A 17805-nucleotide genomic window follows, 5' to 3' on the forward strand; every position below is an offset into this window, starting at 1 on the left:
ATGACTGAGAATGGCGATTTTTATTATGGTGACAATAAAATCCATTATGAAGTAGTGCGTAAAGACGCAAAAAGTAAACCTCGTAAAGTTGTTATTAAAGTACATCCAGATTCGCGCGTGGTCGCCACAGCACCTAGCGATGCGTCAGATGAGAGGATACATGAAGCCATAATGAAGCGTGCGCGTTGGATATGGCAGAGCCTACAGGACTTTGCCAAGCAACAAGATCATGTGTTGCCCAAGCGTTATGTCAGCGGTGAGACTCAGTTTTATCTGGGTCGTCGTTATGTGTTAAAAGTGCTTAATAACGCTGAAAATGCCCCTAGTGTGAAGCTTAGTCGCGGTAAGCTCAATGTGATATTACGCCAAAGTGCTAATGAATTCGACGCGGATAAACGAGCGATTAAGGTAAAAAGGCTACTTGATCATTGGTATCAAGATAAAGCCAAACTTGTCTTTACAGAGCGCCTAGAGGCGGTGCTGCCTAAAGCCTCATGGGTCACAAGCATGCCATCATTTAGATTCATGACCATGAAAAAACAGTGGGGTAGTTGCTCTACTAAGGGCAACTTAATACTCAATCCGCATTTAGTAAAAGCGCCCAAAGAGTGCATTGATTATGTGATACTACATGAGCTGTGTCATATCAGCGAGCACAATCATAGCGAACGCTTTTGGCGACTACTCACGCAAATAATGCCAAACTGGAGGGAGGTAAAGGCTCGGCTTGATGGGATGGCGGAGTTGTATTTGAATGAGTGAACCTGCCAGCGATATACGCAAATCGACGCCTGTCTGTGCTGACTGCGTTACGCTTGTGCTACCGAATAGTTTCAAGTTTTATACTCGTTTGCTATAAAATGACGTCGCTACAGCTAAAATTACTTTTTTGCTAACCTAAAAACTATCGATCGACACGCCGCTGCCATAAATGTTATGGCGGCTGAGTGTTTTTATTTTTAAAAAACATAAGGACACACAGGTGCGCAAAGTATCTGTGTGTTTTTTAGCGTTAAAGGCACACTTGGAGCAGTTATGATTAGAGTTATACTCGCCATCCTGATTCTCATACTTGGGGTGGCACTTGCCATCGGCGGCATATGGCTGATTAGCCTTGGCGGCAGTTGGGGCTATGTGATTCTCTCCATTCCCATGATAATATCCGCGATTTTGTTATTGCGTCGGCAGCGTTCTGCTTTGGTCGCTTATGCCATTGTGATTATAATCAGCTTGATTTGGGCACTATGGGAAGTTGGGTTTGATTGGTGGGCGATGGCGCCGCGCGAGGGGCTGATTGTGCTGCTTGGCATCATTATGCTACTGCCGCCTGTGGTGCACAGCCTAGAGTCAAAGCGCGCCGGCCCCGGTCAGTACTCGATTGAAAGTAAGTCGCTCATGGGCGTGATGGTCGTTGGGGTGGTCATCGCGGTCATCTCTTTTGTCTCAAAACCGCACGAGATTGACGGCAATCTTGCCGCTGATCGTATGGCGTCAGGCCCTGCACCAGCAGATGATGTTGAGCCGGGTGAGTGGGCCGCTTATGGGCGCACGTCTGCCGGACAGCGCTACTCGCCGCTTGATCAGATCAATACGGACAATGTCGGTAAATTAGAGAAAGTGTGGGAATATCATGCTGGCGATGACATCCATCCGGACTTGCCGGGGAGCGCGCTTGAGTCTACGCCGCTGATCGTCAACGACACGATGTATGTGTGTACCCCAAAAAGTGAAGTCATCGCGCTTGATCCGGTCACAGGCGATGAGCGCTGGCGCTTTGATCCCAAACTATTAGACTTGCCCTCAGGGCTTGCGTCTTATACCACGTGCCGCGGTGTCAGTTATGATGATGGTAGCAATATATCCGTAAGTGCAGCGAGTGCGCCACTGGCAAGCGCTGATGAGGCGGATGCGCTGCTTGAGGCCAGCCGTGCGAGCGCCACGCAAAAAGCAGCAGGCGTGGCTCAAAACATTTTGGTCGATAGAGCCAAACCTAACGACCCCAATCCTCTGGTACCTGGTAATACGACGAGCGTTAACGCCTCTATTCGTCAAGATTGCCGTCAGCGCGTTTTTATCACCACACGTGACGCGCGCTTGATTGCATTAAGCGCTGAGACGGGCGTTATTTGCCCCGGGTTTGGCGGTGATGATGGTACGGTCAATCTGTGGCAAGGGATGCCTAATATCTCCCCTGGCGCTTATTATAGTACCTCGCCCGGCCTTATCGCCGATGATGTGATCGTCGTTGGCGGCGCTATCAATGACAACGTGTCTACCACCTTGCCATCAGGCGTGGTTCGCGCTTTTGATCTGGCGACAGGCGAGCTGGTGTGGAACTTTGATGCCGCAAACCCAACAGCGACCGCGCCCATTGCTGATGGCGAAACCTATACCGAAAACGCGCCGAACAGCTGGAGCGTGTCAAGCTATGATGCAGACCTGGGTCTGGTCTATGTGCCCTTTGGTGTCGGCTCGCCTGATCAATATGGCGTGGGCCGCTCAGAGGCTGAAGAGGAGTACTCAACCTCCATTACCGCGCTTGACGTCGCAACGGGTGAGCCGCGCTGGACCTTCCAAACGGTGCATCATGACTTATGGGATTACGATGTGCCGGCTCAGCCAAGCTTGATTGACTTGACCATTGAGGGCAAAAAAGTGCCCGCACTGGTGCAGCCCACCAAGCAAGGCGAAGTGTTTGTGCTTAACCGCGCCACAGGGGATCCTGTGCTGCCAGTCGAGGAGGTCGCGGTACCACAAAGCGGCGGTATCGAGGGCGAGCCGTTATCACCCACGCAGCCGGTCTCAAAAATCTCTTTTGCACCCAAAGAAGTCACCGGCGCGCAGATGTGGGGCATGACGCCAGTCGATCAGATGCTGTGCCGTATTGACCTGGCCAAATTGAACTACGAAGGCCGCTTCACCCCGCCAAGCGAGAATGGTACGCTCACGCATCCCGGCAGCTTTGGGGTCTTAAACTGGGGCGCGGTCGCCGTTGACCCTGCGCGCCAAATGCTGTTTTCCATGCCGGTGTATTTAGGATTTACCGCGCAATTGGTCGAGCGTCCTGATAGCCTAGAAAAAGTCGTCTCACGCCCAGGCGATGATGTGCCGATAGGCAATGAAAACTTCGGCGCACCGTATGGCTCCATCGTTAAGCCCTTTATGTCACGCGTTGGACTGCCATGCCAGCAGCCGCCTTGGGGCTACGTGCAGGGTGTTGACTTGACCAACGGCGAGACCGTCTACCGCCGTGTCAACGGCACCGTGCGCGACATGGCGCCTGTGCCGCTACCCTTTAAGACCGGCGTACCTGGTATTGGTGGCCCTATCGTCACCGCAGGCGGCGTTGCTTTCTTGTCCGGCACGGTTGATTATTATGTGCGCGGTTATGATTTGGCCAATGGCAATGAGATCTGGCGCGCGCGTCTGCCAGCGGGTGGTCAGTCCACACCAGCCACTTATCTAGGTCGTGATGGTCGTCAATACTTAGTCGTTGTGGCAGGTGGTCATCGCTATACCGGCACTAAAACTGGCGATTCGGTTATCGCTTATGCGCTACCTGAAGGCGCGACTGCTACCCAGTAGTCGTCGCTATTTGATAGCAGTTAGTACAAAAAAGCGGGCATCTACTGATGCCCGCTTTTTTATGCTATCAAATTAAATATAAAAGAATAAAGTAAGTTTGAAAATCAAAGACGCTTTACCCTCACTGCCAAATCTTATCCAACACCCGAAACCAATTTTTAGCCATGATTTTCTCAATAAGGGTATCTGAAAAATGACGCTGCTGCATTCGCTCAATGAGCTTGTCGATATCACTGACACCCGCTAGATCATCAGGCAATAGGCACCCATCAAAGTCCGAGCCAAACCCCACGTGATTGTCCCCCAAATGCTCAACCAAATAAGCAAGATGTTCGACGATCACATCAAGCGAGGTGTGCGTATCGCGCTTGCCATCGCTACGCAAAAACGCCACATCGAAATTGACCCCAACCATACCATTACTCTCTTTAATAGCGCGCAGTTGCTCATCGGTTAAGTTCCTTGCCTGCGCACACAACGCGTGGGCATTGGAATGGGTCGCGACTATAGGCTGATCAATAATCTTGGCAGTGTCCCAAAACGCGCGCTCATTCATGTGCGAGACATCGATGACCATCCGCTTTTTGGCACATTTTTCTATGAAGTCTTTACCGTCGTTGGTAAGTCCCGTACCCGTATCAGGAGAGTGCGGAAAAGGCACGTTTAAGCCATCGCCAAATTTGGTTTTTCGGTTCCAAAGCAGGCCAATACTTCTAAGCCCCGCCTCATAAAACTCGTCCAATAATTCAGGGTCAATAGCAAAAGCTTCTGCGCCCTCTAAATGCAGGACAATGGCGAATTGTTGGTTTTGGATACAGGTTTGAATTTGCGCAAGTGTGGTACAAATTTTGATTTGACCATTCGAGCGCTCTTGTAGCTGCTGGGCGAGCTGTAATTGCGCACGGCAAATATCAATGATTTGCTGCGGCGTAAAATCGGCGCCTGAATCTAAGCTTGAGGCGTTGGCTAACTTATCCGGATGGTTACTTTTCACATAATTAAACGGCGGCAAAAATATTGAGAACAATCCACCCATCCATTCTGCTTGACGGCAGCGCGGTAAATCCAAGTGCCCAGGGAGCGTGCCATAAATAAAATCATGAACGGGATCATCGGCATTGCTCAGCCATAGGCGGGTCAATAAATCGTTATGCCCATCAAAAATATGTCCATCAAAAATCATAGGTAAACCATTACTCAATTAGCGTGCGCGTGGGAATCAATTGCTTATCATTAGACGATTTTTCGTTTAGCAGCTTTTCGTTTGCCAGCTTAGAGTTCTTTGGATTTCTAAATAACAAATCGTCAAACGGAGTCGGTGCGTGACTGTTTGCGCGCGCTTCTTTAATCAGATGATGGTATGGCGATTTGCCACACACCGGATCGGCGTTGTTAGCATCACCTGTCAGCATAAAGGCTTGACAGCGACAGCCACCATAATCGCGCGCTTTGTCTTCGCAGTTCTGGCACATATCCGGCATCCAAGCGTCACCGCGAAACTCATTAAAGCTTGGCGAGTCATACCAAATATGGGACAGCTTAGTATCGCGCACGTTTGGAAACGTTAGCGGCAACTGGCGCGCAGCGTGGCAAGGCAGCGCGGTACCATCGGGGGCGACGGTCAAAAATATTTTGCCCCAACCATCCATACACGCCTTTGGGCGCTCTTCATAATAATCAGGAACCACAAAGATCAGTTTGCACTTAATGTTTTGCGCTTCGATTTTTTGCCGATACTCATTGGTGATGCGCTCAGCTCTCACTAACTGCGCTTGGGTAGGCAGTAACCCTTGCATGTTTTCAAACGCCCAACCATAAAACTGACAAATGGCAAGCTCGACCGTATCTGCGCCAAGCTCCAAACACAGCTCAATAATCTGATCAATCTGATCGATGTTTTGCCGGTGAATGACAAAGTTGAGCACCATCGGATAGTCGTACGCTTTGACCAGTTGCGCCATCTCATACTTTTGTGCAAACGCCTTTTTTGATCCTGCCAAGGCGTTATTGACCACAGGGTCGCTCGCTTGAAAGCTGATTTGAATATGATCTAGACCGGCTTGTTTTAAGTTTGCAATTCGCGATTCATTTAGCCCCATGCCAGAGGTGATAAGGTTAGTATAAAATCCCTTGTCATGCGCATAAGCGACCAGCTCTTCTAAATCCTTACGAACGAGCGGCTCACCGCCAGAAAACCCCAGCTGCACCGCGCCCATCTGCCGCGCTTGATCAAACACGTCATACCATTCATCCGTGGTCAGCTCCTCTTGATACTGCGCATAATCCAGCGGGTTGGAGCAATACGGACATTGCAAGGGGCAGCGGTAGGTCAGCTCAGCGAGCAGCCACAGCGGTAGCCCAACGTCATGGGTCATAATAAATCAATCCAATGTTCACGCTGCGCGACCAGCATGTATTCGACAATGTCTTGTTTGATTTCAGGCACATTGCCAAACATAGCGCTCACCTTTTCGATAATATCACTGACGGACGCCTGACCATCGATTTGTTGACCGATGATGCTCGCACTCTCATTGAGCTTAATCATACCCTCAGGGTAGAGCAGCACATAAGCGTCTTGTGCCGGTTCAAACTGCAAGCGGTAGCCATGACGCCATGTCGGCACAAGCGATAAATCAAGATCGGGCATTAAGTTAGAAGTACTCATTTAAACAATCCTCTATGCCATACCTTATCTGTAGTCACACTCTGATAAGGCGCTTGATCATGGACATACGCTAGGCTCAGCGCATCCAAAATTGACCATAAAATATCAAGCTTAAACTGTAAAATCTCCAGCATGCGTGTCTGCTCTTCGACCGTGGTAAACGAGTCTAAGGTAATGGTGAGACCATGCTCGACATCACGGCGCGCTTGACTCAGACGCGAGCGAAAATAGGTATAGCCTTGCTCTTTTATCCATGGATAATGCCTGGGCCAAGACTCAAGGCGCGACTGGTGAATCTGCGGGGCAAACAGCTCGGTCAATGAGCTACTGGCCGCCTCACGCCACGTTGCCCGCCGTGCAAAATTAACATAAGCGTCCACCGCAAAGCGCACGCCGGGTAGCACTAATTCTTCAGACAGGATTTGCTCGCGGGTCAGTCCTACCGCCTCACCAAGTCCCAACCACGCCTCGCGACCCCCGCCATCAGGATAGACACCATCTTGGTCAATCATGCGCTGAATCCACTCTTGACGCACACGGTGATCGGGGCAATTTGCCATGATCGCCGCGTCCTTTAAGGGAATATTGATCTGATAATAAAAGCGATTGGCCACCCACGCTTGGATCTGCTGCTGGGTTGCGCGCCCTTCATGCATCATGATATGAAAGGGGTGGTAGATATGATAATACTGACCTTTAGCCAAGATCGCTTGCTCAAATTCTTTGGCGCTTAGGGCTGTTTTTTCTGGCATTGTTTTCACCTTATGATTGTTTTTAGTTTGGACTTGATTACAATTCAAGTTCCATACCATCAAATGCCACCTCAACCCCGTGCTGCTTTAGGATAGCCGCTTGCTCGGAGTCGTCATCTAAGATGGGATTGGTGTTATTAATGTGGATCAATACCTTGCGGATGCCTGTGAGCTGGTCTAAATAATGTAGTGAGCCGTCCTCTCCGCTAATGTGCAAATGACCCATGTCTTGACCGGTCTTAGTGCCAACGCCGCAAGTTTGCATCTCATCATCAGTCCATAACGTGCCATCAATCATCACGCAATCAGACGCTTGCATAATCTGCATGATGCGCTCATCAATTTTGGCCAGTCCTGGCGCATAAAACAGCTGCTTTTGCGTACTTAAGTCTTTTACAATAAGGGCGATATTATCACCATCATGTGGATCGTTGCGGTGCGGAGAGTAGGGCGGCGCAGAACTTTTTATAATTAAAGGCGTCAATTCTAGATTATCAAAGCCTTTGATATGAAATCTCTGATTGGGGTCAATTTGATGGTGTTGTAGCCCGCCATTCCAGTGCGCTAGCACATTAAAAATAGGAAATCCGGTGGTGAGATCTTGATGCACCATATCGGTACACCACACATCAATCGGGCACCCTTCGCGCAGGGTTAACAGCCCCGTGGTGTGATCGAGCTGGCTGTCCATCAGCACCACCGCATTAATCCCCGTGTCTCTGAGACCGCGCGCGGGGTGCGCCGCCTTAAAGTCAAACAACTGCTGACGAATATCAGGGGAGGCATTAAACAAAATCCAATCTGTACCATTTTCAGATATGGCAATCGAGGATTGAGTGCGCGTCTTAGCATTAATCGTACCTTGACGCACACCCTGGCAATTATGGCAATTACAATTCCACTGCGGAAATCCGCCACCTGCCGCTGAGCCCAAAACATGAATATACATAAGTTAATATTTCCAAAAAAACAAAAGCCCTAGTCATCTAGGGCTTTTAACAAATCGAGGTTTGACAAATTTTAACGCGCTTTAAAATACCTAGCGTGCTTCGAAATACATAGTAACTTCAAAACCAATGCGAATGTCTTGAAAAGCAGGTTTGGTCCATTTCATAACGGTACTCCGAGAGTGTTTTATTGGTTAATAGACAAAATTATTAATAGTAATTTTCAATGGTAGTATAATCTGACACTTGATGTCAAATCAGTAGAAACGCTTTCGAAAGATACAGTTACATAACCCGATGATTGCTACAATGAATAACAATTAAGCAATCAGTTTTAGCAATCAACAGACCAGCACAAGCCATGGGATAGATGGGTCATGTTCGGATGGATTAGGAAAACGTTGGGCATAAAAAAAACGCTAGAAGCGTTATATATGAAGGTTTGTAAGGGTATTTAGGAGAGAGTGGGACAACGTAGGAAAACTAGAATTAAATAAGATTGGCGGTGAAGGAGGGATTCGAACCCTCGATACGCTATGAACGTATACACACTTTCCAGGCGTGCGGTTTCAGCCACTCACCCACTTCACCGTTTTTAGACGGCTTAGTATAGCGGATAACATTTAAAATGTCACCACTTACGCCTTATCTTTCTTTATTGCTACACCCCTGCTAGGATAGCGTATACGTAATAGCGAGCATAGACGGTTGAAAGCTGCATGATAAGTTTTGGCAAATATAAAGACATTTTAAAAGACAGCACAATGATGGCGATATTTGTCATTGTAGTAGGATTATCATCGGCGCAAGCAGCTGAATTCACTCAATGTAACCAGTCTTTTTATGGCGGTATCTACCCTGAGTTTACTAATGATAAGCTTAGCGCCAAGACTCAGCCACTTTGTATGGACGGTTTTGCCGTCATGTATTCAGAGGTGTCACGTACACCACTTTGGTCAGCAGAACATTTGACTCGAAAGCGCTTGCAGCAAGCCAAAGACATCGACCGCGAAGACAGCTTTCATGAAGAAAGCCGAGTGCCGAAGTCAGCGCGTGCTTCACTGTCAGATTATTCAGGTTCTGGTTACGATCGCGGCCATCTGGCACCCAATGCCGATATGGCCACACGCAGCCAGCAATACGACAGCTTTAGTTTGGCCAACATCGCCCCGCAGTCACCACGCAATAACCGCTATATTTGGCGCAATATTGAATCTGCTACGCGTTACTTAACGCAGCAATATGGTGAAGTTTATACGGTCACAGGAGTTGCATTTACCAATAAAAAAACTAAACAGCTCGCTGGACGAGTATTGGTACCCAGTCATTTTTTTAAGGCGGTTTATATTCCAGCAACCAATCAGGCAGGTGTATATTATGCTCCCAACGATGAATCCGAGCGTATAGAAATCATCAGCGTTGATGAGTTAACAGCCAAGACAGGCATTGATGTTTTACCAGCGCTTGATATTCAAACCAAAACGCAAGCTTTAGAGTTGCCACTAAAGGCTGGCGAAAGTACAGATACACCGAGCGACGCATCAAATGACGAGCCTACTTGGCTGCTGTTTGTATGGGCAATTCTTGAATGGTTGGTCGCACAGCTGCAAGCATAAATCAAAGTCAGCTTAAATAATGTCCATTATTTATCTATAGGTAATGTCCAATGTTACCCAACCATGGAGAGTAAAATGATTGATCCATTCGCAAACAATCATCAAAGTATGCAAATTGGTGAGCTGATCGTAGAAAACCAAAAAGATAAAGTTATCATTTATGGAGATCTTGATTTATTGTTTGATGAGACAGGCTATGAGCAAGCGAAACAGTTGCACGAGTTGACGACTAAAGTATTGCAAGCTTTCGAAAATTCTGATCAAAACAATAAAAAAACGCTTTCGTCAAAACAAGAAAATGACCAGCCAGACAATGATATAGACAATCCTTTCATGTAACTATTTGATATAGTTTTGATTTTATAGAAACAATTATCTATAAAAAACTACTAGGCAAAGTTCGGATTTTGTCTATAATGAGTGCAGAAGGGGTTATTGGAGTTGATTGTGTTGTCTGATGGACTAATAAAGCGCAACAAACAACCAATGACCTAGGATAAGCACAAAAAACGTTGTTTTTGAATCATCATACGAATGGAGTCGATCTATGAAACTATTTACAAAATCTGTGTTAGCAGTTGCTGGTATTAGCATGGCCACCATGGCAATGGCGGCCGATCCACTGGCCAATACTACTTGGCAGACTTTTGACGATGGCAAACCGAAAGGTGTGGTCAAAATCACTGAGTCAAACGGTGTTTTAACAGGTAAGCTTATTAGTACCGTATCAGAAAAAGGCAAAAAGCACGTCGGTATGACTATTATCTCCGACTTAAAAGCGGATGGCGGCGGTAAGTATAGTGGTGGTACTATCACTGATCCTGCGAAAAACAAGACCTACCGTATGACTGCCAGTTTGGAAGGTAACACGCTTAATTTAAAAGGCTACCTAGGACCATTTTCACGTAGTCAAACTTGGAAAAAGAAATAAGTAATATCTGTATCTATACAACTGTTTAATATCTACTATATGATTGTATGGCACAAAAAATAATACAACCCGCATCGCCAATAGGCCATGCGGGTCTATTTTTAGTAAATTTTTATATTACTCAAACAAGCTTGCTGTTGAGTACCATTAGTTAGTAAATTCAGGGTAAGCTTCCATACCACATTCTGCGATATCAGCGCCTTCGTACTCATCTTCTTCAGAGATACGCAGACCGATAGTGGCTCTAATAACTGCCCATACAATGGAGCTGGCAACGAACACCCAGATAAAGATAGTTGCGGCGCCCGCTATCTGCCCCAGCAAGCTAGCAGCAGGATTGGTAATAGGGACGATTAGTAGACCGAACAGACCAACAACACCATGGACAGAGATAGCACCGACAGGATCATCGATTTTTATTTTATCTAAAGCGAGAATAGATAATACAACAATTACACCTGCAATAAGACCAAAGAGCGTCGCTTGCAATGCAGATGGGGTAGAGGGTTCTGCAGTAATGGCTACTAGACCTGCCAATGCACCATTTAAGAGCATGGTCAGATCTGCTTTACCAAAGATGAGACGTGCCAGTAATAAAGCGCCAATTGCGCCACCTGCTGCCGCTGCATTGGTATTCAAAAACACCATGGCGACTGAGTTAGCACTAGCGATATCGCCCAGTTTCAATACTGAACCACCGTTAAAGCCAAACCAGCCCATCCATAGTATCAATGTACCCAGTGCTGCTAATGGCAGATTGGCACCAGGAATCGCTCGTATCTCACCATTGGGTCCATATTTGCCTTTACGTGCGCCCAAAAACAATACACCGGATAATGCCGCTGCAGCCCCTGCCATATGAACGATACCAGAGCCTGCAAAGTCAGAAAAACCCATAGCAGTTAAGCTAAATAGTCCAAAGACATCGTTGCCACCCCATGTCCAGCTACCTTCTAGTGGGTAGATAAAACCTGTCATTACTACTGCAAACATTAAAAAAGCCCAAAGCTTCATGCGCTCAGCGACAGCGCCTGAGACAATCGACATACAAGTGGCCACAAAGACAACTTGGAAGAAAAAGTCAGATGCTGCAGAATAGACAGAATCACCTTCAAAGCCATTTTCGGCTGAGGTTGTTAAAGCGTCTTTTACTAAAGTCTCACCACCTGCAATACCACTTAAAAACCAGTCGCCACCATACATAATGGCATAGCCACATATCATGTACATAGTGCAAGCGGTTGCAAAAAGAGTAATATTCTTGGTTAAAATTTCGACAGTATTTTTTGATCGAACCAGTCCAGCTTCCAACATAGTAAAGCCTGCGGCCATCCACATGACCAGTGCGCCACATACCAAAAAATAAAACGTGTCGAGTGCGTATTGCAGCTCAAAAATCTGACTTTGCATCTTAATTCCCCCTTGAATTGACAATGCGGTAGATTGGTTTGCTTTTAGACGTACATTACAAAGTAGCTGTCCTTATGACATGATGTTTGTTAAAACGATACTTGCACCAATCGTGTGCAAAACTGCTTATTTATGGTTTAACTATAAAAGTTAAATCGCATCTGGCCCGGTTTCGCTGGTACGAATTCGGATAACCTGTTCGAGTGCTGTCACAAATATCTTGCCATCACCGATTTTGCCAGTGCTGGCGATACGTGTGATAGCCTCAATAGCTGGCTCAACCATCTCATCGATAACCGCGACCTCGACTTTTACTTTCGGTAAAAAGTCCACTACGTACTCTGCACCGCGATACAGTTCAGTATGTCCTTTTTGACGACCAAACCCTTTAACTTCGGTGACAGTGACGCCTTTGACGCCAATATCAGACAGTGCTTCACGCACATCATCAAGCTTAAATGGTTTTAAAATCGCAGTGATTAACTTCATAAAAAATTTCCTTATATGAATGATGTCGCAGGCCGTTGCATACCTCTAATGCATCATAGCTTTGCCATGCTTGTGATAAGTCATTCAAAAAATGTGCCAGACGTACTCAAGGGGGAGGAACGTTTGGACTTACTTATCTTAAAAATGACCGCCACTATAACGGAAAAAAGCTTTAAATTCTCATCGTATATGATGCAATAAAAACGAGATAGTCCTGATAATTACTTAGTAATTTTAGGATAAATACAGCGGAGTTACCTGTGACGTTAGGTGCAACAAGAACTTTATTATAACCAACTTTCATACCCTACGGGGAGGGTATCCTGTGATGATTTGCGAAAATCTTACAAAGAGTGGAGTCTAGATGTCAAAACAGAATTAAGATAAAGACAGCTAACTCAACAATGGAGATAATGAGAGGCTGTAGAAGTCAGTAGATAATAGTGTATAGAAATAAAACCAGGGCGGGATTTGTGGTCTAATTGTCCGATAGCCAGACAGTAGATTGGCTTGTCAGTAAGATGCCGCCTACGTTAAGCGCTACGCAACTAGCATCTATACTAATGATAAACTATGTGTGGTAATAGCAGATATAAAGAAGCTTAAGCTTTAGGAAAAAGTAAATAAGGCGTTTTAGTAGTGCCCAATAACTTCTCAGTTTCGCTCCCTTTGAGTAGCTCACGTAGCCGCGATTGTCCAAAAGCACCAGTCATCAGCAGGCCAATATTATGCTCGCTTTGATAATAGTTCAAAGCAGCACAAACATCACGGCAGTTCAATAAAGTTTTTTTACAATTGATACCGGCTTGCTTGAGACGAGCATAAGCCTCACGCAGTGCATCGCAGTTTTCGGAGGTGTCTTTACCAACCATCACAATATGAATGGTTAATGCTCGAACCAGCGGTGTTTTACATAGCCAATTAAGCATTTTATGAGAAGTGGCGCGATTATCAAACGCAAATAAAGCGGTAGTAGGGGGCGAAAATGGTGCATGAGTCACCAAAGTGGGGCAGTGGCTTAAACGTATCAACTGACTCAAGGTAGATTTACAGGTAACATGATGGCCGATAACTATCAATTGTGATTTTTCATCAACGTAATCGATACTATTGCCTAGGGTCTCATGACGATGCAGCGTATAGACCTTATGTTTATGCAAATTTTGCTCACAATAAGCCGCTGCTTGATGTAGCAAAAGCTTGCCTTGAGCTTTAAGCTCTGAGTTGCTCAGATGCTCATGGCTTGTAAATTGATCAAGTAAAAGATTTTCATCGTCGATATTTAAGCAGCCTGAATAATTGATAGCCGCCTTTTGCTGTACGCTTGGGACTGCATGTAGTAGACCGACGGGCGTTTGCATACGTTTTGATGCCCACATACTAGCATCCAACACGGCTTGTACATGGTCAGGACAATCTAGACAAGCAATAACACTATCTGGTTTTAAGTTACTCATAAGGGCAACCACATCATCTCAAAGAAAAGTACAGTTAAGCCAAACAGAGGGAGTACAGCAGCTATGATTGATAGCCACTGTCAAGCAAAACCTGAGGGCAAAACTAAACGTTTGAGCCTATTTGCTAATCCAATAGGCCGATATCGCGGCGATCATGAATAGAGAAACGATCGATCAACGTGCGACTGGCGTTATTTAAACCAACTACTTTGACATCAATACCCTCGCGTTGCAAGCGCATGACCAACTTATCTAAAGTATCGACCGCACTGATATCCCAAAAATGCGCGTGACTGACATCGATCTCAATATTATCTACAGCTTCTTTAGTGTCGAAGCTTTGCAAAAATTGCGTTGTCGAGGCAAAGAAAACCTGTCCTTGGACATAATAATAACGGGTATTGCTACTGTCGTCATAATCACTAAATATGGTTAAGAACTGACCAATTTTGTTAGCAAAAGCTAAGGCTGATAGTAGGACGCCAACCCCAACCCCGTACGCTAAGTTGTGAGTAAAGACAGTGGTCAAGACGGTTGCTAGCATGACAATGTTAAACGACATAGGATGGGTTTTAAATTCTCGAATAGACTGCCAGTTAAATGTACCGATGGATACCATAATCATAACAGCAACGAGAGCCGCCATTGGAATTTGACTGACCCAATCGCTTAAAAAGACCACCATAATCAATAAGACTACACCCGCCATCAACGTTGATAAACGCGTACGTCCCCCAGATTTTACATTAATCATGGATTGGCCAATCATCGCACATCCTGCCATACCACCAAAAAAACCTGAAACGACGTTGGCAATACCCTGACCACGGCATTCACGGTTTTTATTACTTGGCGTATCAGTCAGCTCATCTACAATCGTAGCGGTCATCATCGATTCAAGCAAACCAACAATGGCTAACGCAATAGAGTAAGGAGCAATAATCAGTAACGTATTTAGATTAAGTGGAATATCGGGCAGCAAAAACACTGGTAGCGAATCGGGTAGGTCGCCCATACTACCCACATTACGAATGTCTAAATTCATATACAATGCGACAGCTGTCAGGCCAACGATACACACAAGCGGCGATGGTACAATACGGCCGATCTTGGGAATAAGCGGAAACAGATAGATAATGGCTAGGCCGGCTGCTGTCATCATATAGACAGTCAATCCAACGCGTTCAGTCGCAGGATTGAGCTCTGGTAGCTGAGCGGCAAATATCAAAATCGCCAGCGCATTGACAAAGCCAATCACCACTGAGCGAGAGACAAAGCGCATCAGATTACCAAGCTTTAAGATACCCATGATAATTTGGATACCACCGCACAGCAGTGTTGCGGCAAGCAAGTACTGTAATCCATGCTCAGCGACTAGGTCGACCATAACGAGTGCCATCGCACCTGTGGCAGCTGAGATCATGCCTGGGCGACCACCGACAAAGCTGATGACCACTGCAATACAAAATGAGGCGTACAAACCAACCTTTGGATCGACGCCTGCGATAATAGAAAAAGCAATGGCTTCAGGAATCAGAGCCAATGCAACGACGATACCTGACAGCACATCGCCGCGCACATTAGAAAACCACTCATCACGTAAGCTATCAAAAAAAGATGTCATAAGTAAACTGCATAGATTTGGAGGCAAAAAAAGTAATCATTCGCTAGTAGCCATATTATCTGTCAATAACAACTGTCTACGGATAATGTCGGCTGCTAAGAAAGCTACCGCGTCGCTCAACAGACTAAAACTGTCAAACGGTCTTGCACTTTCGCTATCTCAAAGATTATAAATATCCTACAACATCTGGCTACTGAGTTATTTGCAGTATTGCCAATAGCAAAATAAGATAAAAACCTAAGATAGTACACAAATGGCTATGATGATGTATCACAGCAGATAGATTGTCAGGTAAGATAGACAGAGTAGCTATGAACAAATAAATAGCTATAAACAAGCATCTGCCGTAACCTAATGACAGTATGATTCGCTACTAAGGGTTAATAACCATGTGATAAATACCGTAATATAGGTCATCACACGCTCAATCAGCGTACAAAACTAAATTATCAGTTAAGACCCTAGTAACTTAATATAAAAACATGCGCATAATAGCACAAAGTGATGAAAAAGCAGTACCGAAACATGCACGATACCGTTATCATGCTTACCATTATTATGATTAAAAAATATCATATCGCCTATCTAACCAATATAGTATCGTCAACACCCACATTTGATAGCCAAACCCTAGCCTCAAAAAAGGAAGATATATGATGCCCCTTGCTGCAACAGAAACGTTAATCCATAAAGGTAGTGGCCTACAAGTGGTGGTCGGGTTGGGTCAATCAGGGCTATCGGCAGCACGTTATTTGACTGAACAAGGCTATCAAGTAGCAATCACAGATGGCCAATCAGCACCCGCATTAGCAGAAAAGCTTCCCGCTGCAATCGAAATTCGCCAGTTTGGCGCTATTGATGCAGAGCTATTGCAACAAGCCGCACGTATTATTATTAGTCCTGGTATATCACTTGAAACTCAAGCAGTGGCAGCGGTGCGGCAAGCCAATATTCCGGTAGTAAGCGATATTCAGTTGTTTTGTGAGGCTTGTGATGTTCCTATCATTGCGATTACTGGTTCTAATGCCAAAAGCACCGTGACGACACTGGTTGGAGAGATGGCTGCAGATGCTGGTATCAATGTTGGCGTGGGGGGGAATATTGGTGTGCCAGCGTTAGACCTTTTAGCCAATAATGACATGGCTTTAGCTGTCCTTGAATTGTCTAGCTTTCAATTAGAAACAGTAACCAATCTGGGTGCTCAAGTAGCCACAGTGCTCAATATGTCTCCTGATCATTTAGATCGTCATGGTGACATGCTGGGTTATCATCAGGCCAAGCACCGTATTTTTCAAGGTGCCAAGTCGGTAGTAATCAACCGTGAAGATGCGCTTACTCGGCCACTGGTTGCTGATGATTTGCCACGTTTAAGCATTGGTATTCATGCGCCAGATAGAGATCAGTATGGTTTGATAACTGACGTTAATGGACAGATTTATCTGGCTCGTGGTACAGAGCGGTTGTTATCAGCAGACAAGCTGATTATTAAAGGTCGCCACAATTTACTCAATGCTCAAGCAGCTCTCGCACTAGGCGAGCTTGCCGGTCTGCCTATCGATAGTATGCTTACTACCCTACAACGCTTTGCAGGGCTTGATCATCGTTGTCAGTATATCGAAACGGTTAGAGGGATTGATTACTTTAACGACTCTAAGGGTACCAATATTGGCTCGACCATCGCTGCTATCAAAGGTTTGGGTGCAGTGTATGCGGCCAAAGATGGTAAGCTACTTTTGATCTTAGGAGGTCAAGGCAAAGGTCAACAGTTTGGTGAATTGGCACCCTTTATTAATCAATATGTCAGTCAGGTTTTATTGATTGGGGAAGATAGCCAGCAAATTGAGCAGCATTTACGTGTAGCCAAGCTAAGTAGTGATGTGCTACTTAAGCAATGTCAGACACTAAAAAATGCTTTTACTGCTATTCAGCACGTGACTAGTAGCAGTTTGTCGCAAGTACAAGCAGTGTTATTATCACCTGCATGTGCAAGCTTTGATCAGTTTAGTGGTTACGCCGCTCGTGGCGATTACTTTAGTGAGTTAGTAACGCAATTGGTTACGGACACTAAAGCTGATAATACGCTTGGTTAATTCGCCTATTAAGACGATAAATGATTGTTTTGCTTATAAATTACTGCTACTGTCAAGCACAGTTAGCCAGCCCTAGTTTACTGAGAACTTTCTTTTAGTGGTCGCCAGTTAACGTCTACTAAAAGTAATGGTGCGTTTACTGGTTGTGATGGCTATTGAGCCTGTTTTTTATTTGGTTTGGTTTAAACGGTGGCGTCGGATAGATGTCGTGTTTTTTTGTTTATTAATATACTTGA

The 17805-nt window shown here is 45.6% G+C and carries 16 protein-coding genes and 1 tRNA gene; 6 read left to right on the plus strand and 11 right to left on the minus strand.

Going from position 1 to position 17805, the window contains the following annotated elements:
- Positions 1-762 (plus strand): M48 family metallopeptidase, encoded by a 762-nt coding sequence (locus ACS8FB_RS11340; protein WP_439263045.1) that lies wholly within the window; start codon positions 1-3, stop codon positions 760-762.
- 273 nt (positions 763-1035) lie between these two features.
- On the plus strand, positions 1036-3585 hold the full coding sequence (locus tag ACS8FB_RS11345) for a membrane-bound PQQ-dependent dehydrogenase, glucose/quinate/shikimate family (protein ID WP_439263047.1): 2550 nt from the start codon (positions 1036-1038) through the stop codon (positions 3583-3585).
- Between the two features lie 121 nt (positions 3586-3706).
- On the opposite strand, the gene ACS8FB_RS11350 is transcribed toward ACS8FB_RS11345, so the two are convergent.
- The 7 genes from ACS8FB_RS11350 to ACS8FB_RS11380 all read right to left on the minus strand — a co-directional run bounded on the left by ACS8FB_RS11350 (position 3707) and on the right by ACS8FB_RS11380 (position 8543).
- The gene (locus ACS8FB_RS11350) at positions 3707-4768 is read right to left on the minus strand and encodes a dipeptidase (RefSeq protein WP_439263049.1); all 1062 of its coding nucleotides are present in this window, start codon (positions 4766-4768) and stop codon (positions 3707-3709) included.
- Between the two features lie 10 nt (positions 4769-4778).
- The gene (gene pqqE, locus ACS8FB_RS11355) at positions 4779-5960 is read right to left on the minus strand and encodes a pyrroloquinoline quinone biosynthesis protein PqqE (RefSeq protein ID WP_439263051.1); all 1182 of its coding nucleotides are present in this window, start codon (positions 5958-5960) and stop codon (positions 4779-4781) included.
- Positions 5957-6235, minus strand: a complete 279-nt coding sequence (gene pqqD, locus ACS8FB_RS11360) for a pyrroloquinoline quinone biosynthesis peptide chaperone PqqD (RefSeq protein WP_439263176.1) — start codon at positions 6233-6235, stop codon at positions 5957-5959. The genes pqqE and pqqD overlap by 4 nt, the downstream gene beginning before the upstream one ends.
- A 14-nt stretch (positions 6236-6249) precedes the next feature.
- Entirely contained in the window at positions 6250-7005 is a 756-nt protein-coding gene (gene pqqC / locus ACS8FB_RS11365) for a pyrroloquinoline-quinone synthase PqqC (RefSeq protein WP_439263053.1), read from the minus strand.
- Between the two features lie 37 nt (positions 7006-7042).
- The gene (gene pqqB / locus ACS8FB_RS11370) at positions 7043-7954 is read right to left on the minus strand and encodes a pyrroloquinoline quinone biosynthesis protein PqqB (protein WP_439263055.1); all 912 of its coding nucleotides are present in this window, start codon (positions 7952-7954) and stop codon (positions 7043-7045) included.
- Positions 7955-8044: 90 nt separating this feature from the next.
- Positions 8045-8119: a pyrroloquinoline quinone precursor peptide PqqA gene (gene pqqA, locus ACS8FB_RS11375; protein ID WP_201500340.1), complete on the minus strand. Its 75-nt coding sequence runs from the start codon at positions 8117-8119 to the stop codon at positions 8045-8047.
- Positions 8120-8452: 333 nt separating this feature from the next.
- Positions 8453-8543, minus strand: a tRNA-Ser gene (locus tag ACS8FB_RS11380).
- 128 nt (positions 8544-8671) lie between these two features.
- On the opposite strand from ACS8FB_RS11380, the gene ACS8FB_RS11385 reads away from it, so the two are divergent.
- The 3 genes from ACS8FB_RS11385 to ACS8FB_RS11395 all read left to right on the plus strand — a co-directional run bounded on the left by ACS8FB_RS11385 (position 8672) and on the right by ACS8FB_RS11395 (position 10499).
- On the plus strand, positions 8672-9568 hold the full coding sequence (locus tag ACS8FB_RS11385) for a DNA/RNA non-specific endonuclease (protein ID WP_439263057.1): 897 nt from the start codon (positions 8672-8674) through the stop codon (positions 9566-9568).
- 75 nt (positions 9569-9643) lie between these two features.
- Positions 9644-9907, plus strand: a complete 264-nt coding sequence (locus ACS8FB_RS11390; protein ID WP_439263059.1) for a hypothetical protein — start codon at positions 9644-9646, stop codon at positions 9905-9907.
- Between the two features lie 208 nt (positions 9908-10115).
- The gene (locus ACS8FB_RS11395; RefSeq protein ID WP_439263061.1) at positions 10116-10499 is read left to right on the plus strand and encodes a DUF2147 domain-containing protein; all 384 of its coding nucleotides are present in this window, start codon (positions 10116-10118) and stop codon (positions 10497-10499) included.
- A 147-nt stretch (positions 10500-10646) separates the two neighbouring features.
- On the opposite strand, the gene ACS8FB_RS11400 is transcribed toward ACS8FB_RS11395, so the two are convergent.
- The 4 genes from ACS8FB_RS11400 to ACS8FB_RS11415 all read right to left on the minus strand — a co-directional run bounded on the left by ACS8FB_RS11400 (position 10647) and on the right by ACS8FB_RS11415 (position 15479).
- The gene (locus ACS8FB_RS11400; protein WP_439263063.1) at positions 10647-11909 is read right to left on the minus strand and encodes an ammonium transporter; all 1263 of its coding nucleotides are present in this window, start codon (positions 11907-11909) and stop codon (positions 10647-10649) included.
- A gap of 150 nt (positions 11910-12059) precedes the next feature.
- Positions 12060-12398, minus strand: coding sequence for a P-II family nitrogen regulator (locus ACS8FB_RS11405; RefSeq protein ID WP_058369633.1), 339 nt, complete (start codon positions 12396-12398; stop codon positions 12060-12062).
- Between the two features lie 602 nt (positions 12399-13000).
- Positions 13001-13855 carry a universal stress protein gene (locus ACS8FB_RS11410; protein WP_439263065.1) on the minus strand — a complete coding sequence of 285 codons (855 nt, stop codon included), beginning with the start codon at positions 13853-13855 and terminating at the stop codon, positions 13001-13003.
- A 124-nt stretch (positions 13856-13979) separates the two neighbouring features.
- Positions 13980-15479, minus strand: a complete 1500-nt coding sequence (locus ACS8FB_RS11415; RefSeq protein ID WP_439263067.1) for a SulP family inorganic anion transporter — start codon at positions 15477-15479, stop codon at positions 13980-13982.
- A gap of 653 nt (positions 15480-16132) precedes the next feature.
- On the opposite strand from ACS8FB_RS11415, the gene murD reads away from it, so the two are divergent.
- Entirely contained in the window at positions 16133-17569 is a 1437-nt protein-coding gene (murD, locus tag ACS8FB_RS11420; RefSeq protein ID WP_439263069.1) for a UDP-N-acetylmuramoyl-L-alanine--D-glutamate ligase, read from the plus strand.
- Positions 17570-17805: the final 236 nt, after the last annotated feature.

The organism is Psychrobacter sp. 1U1, assembly GCF_051847535.1.
In the GTDB taxonomy this organism is placed as follows: Bacteria; Pseudomonadota; Gammaproteobacteria; order Pseudomonadales; family Moraxellaceae; genus Psychrobacter; species Psychrobacter saeujeotis.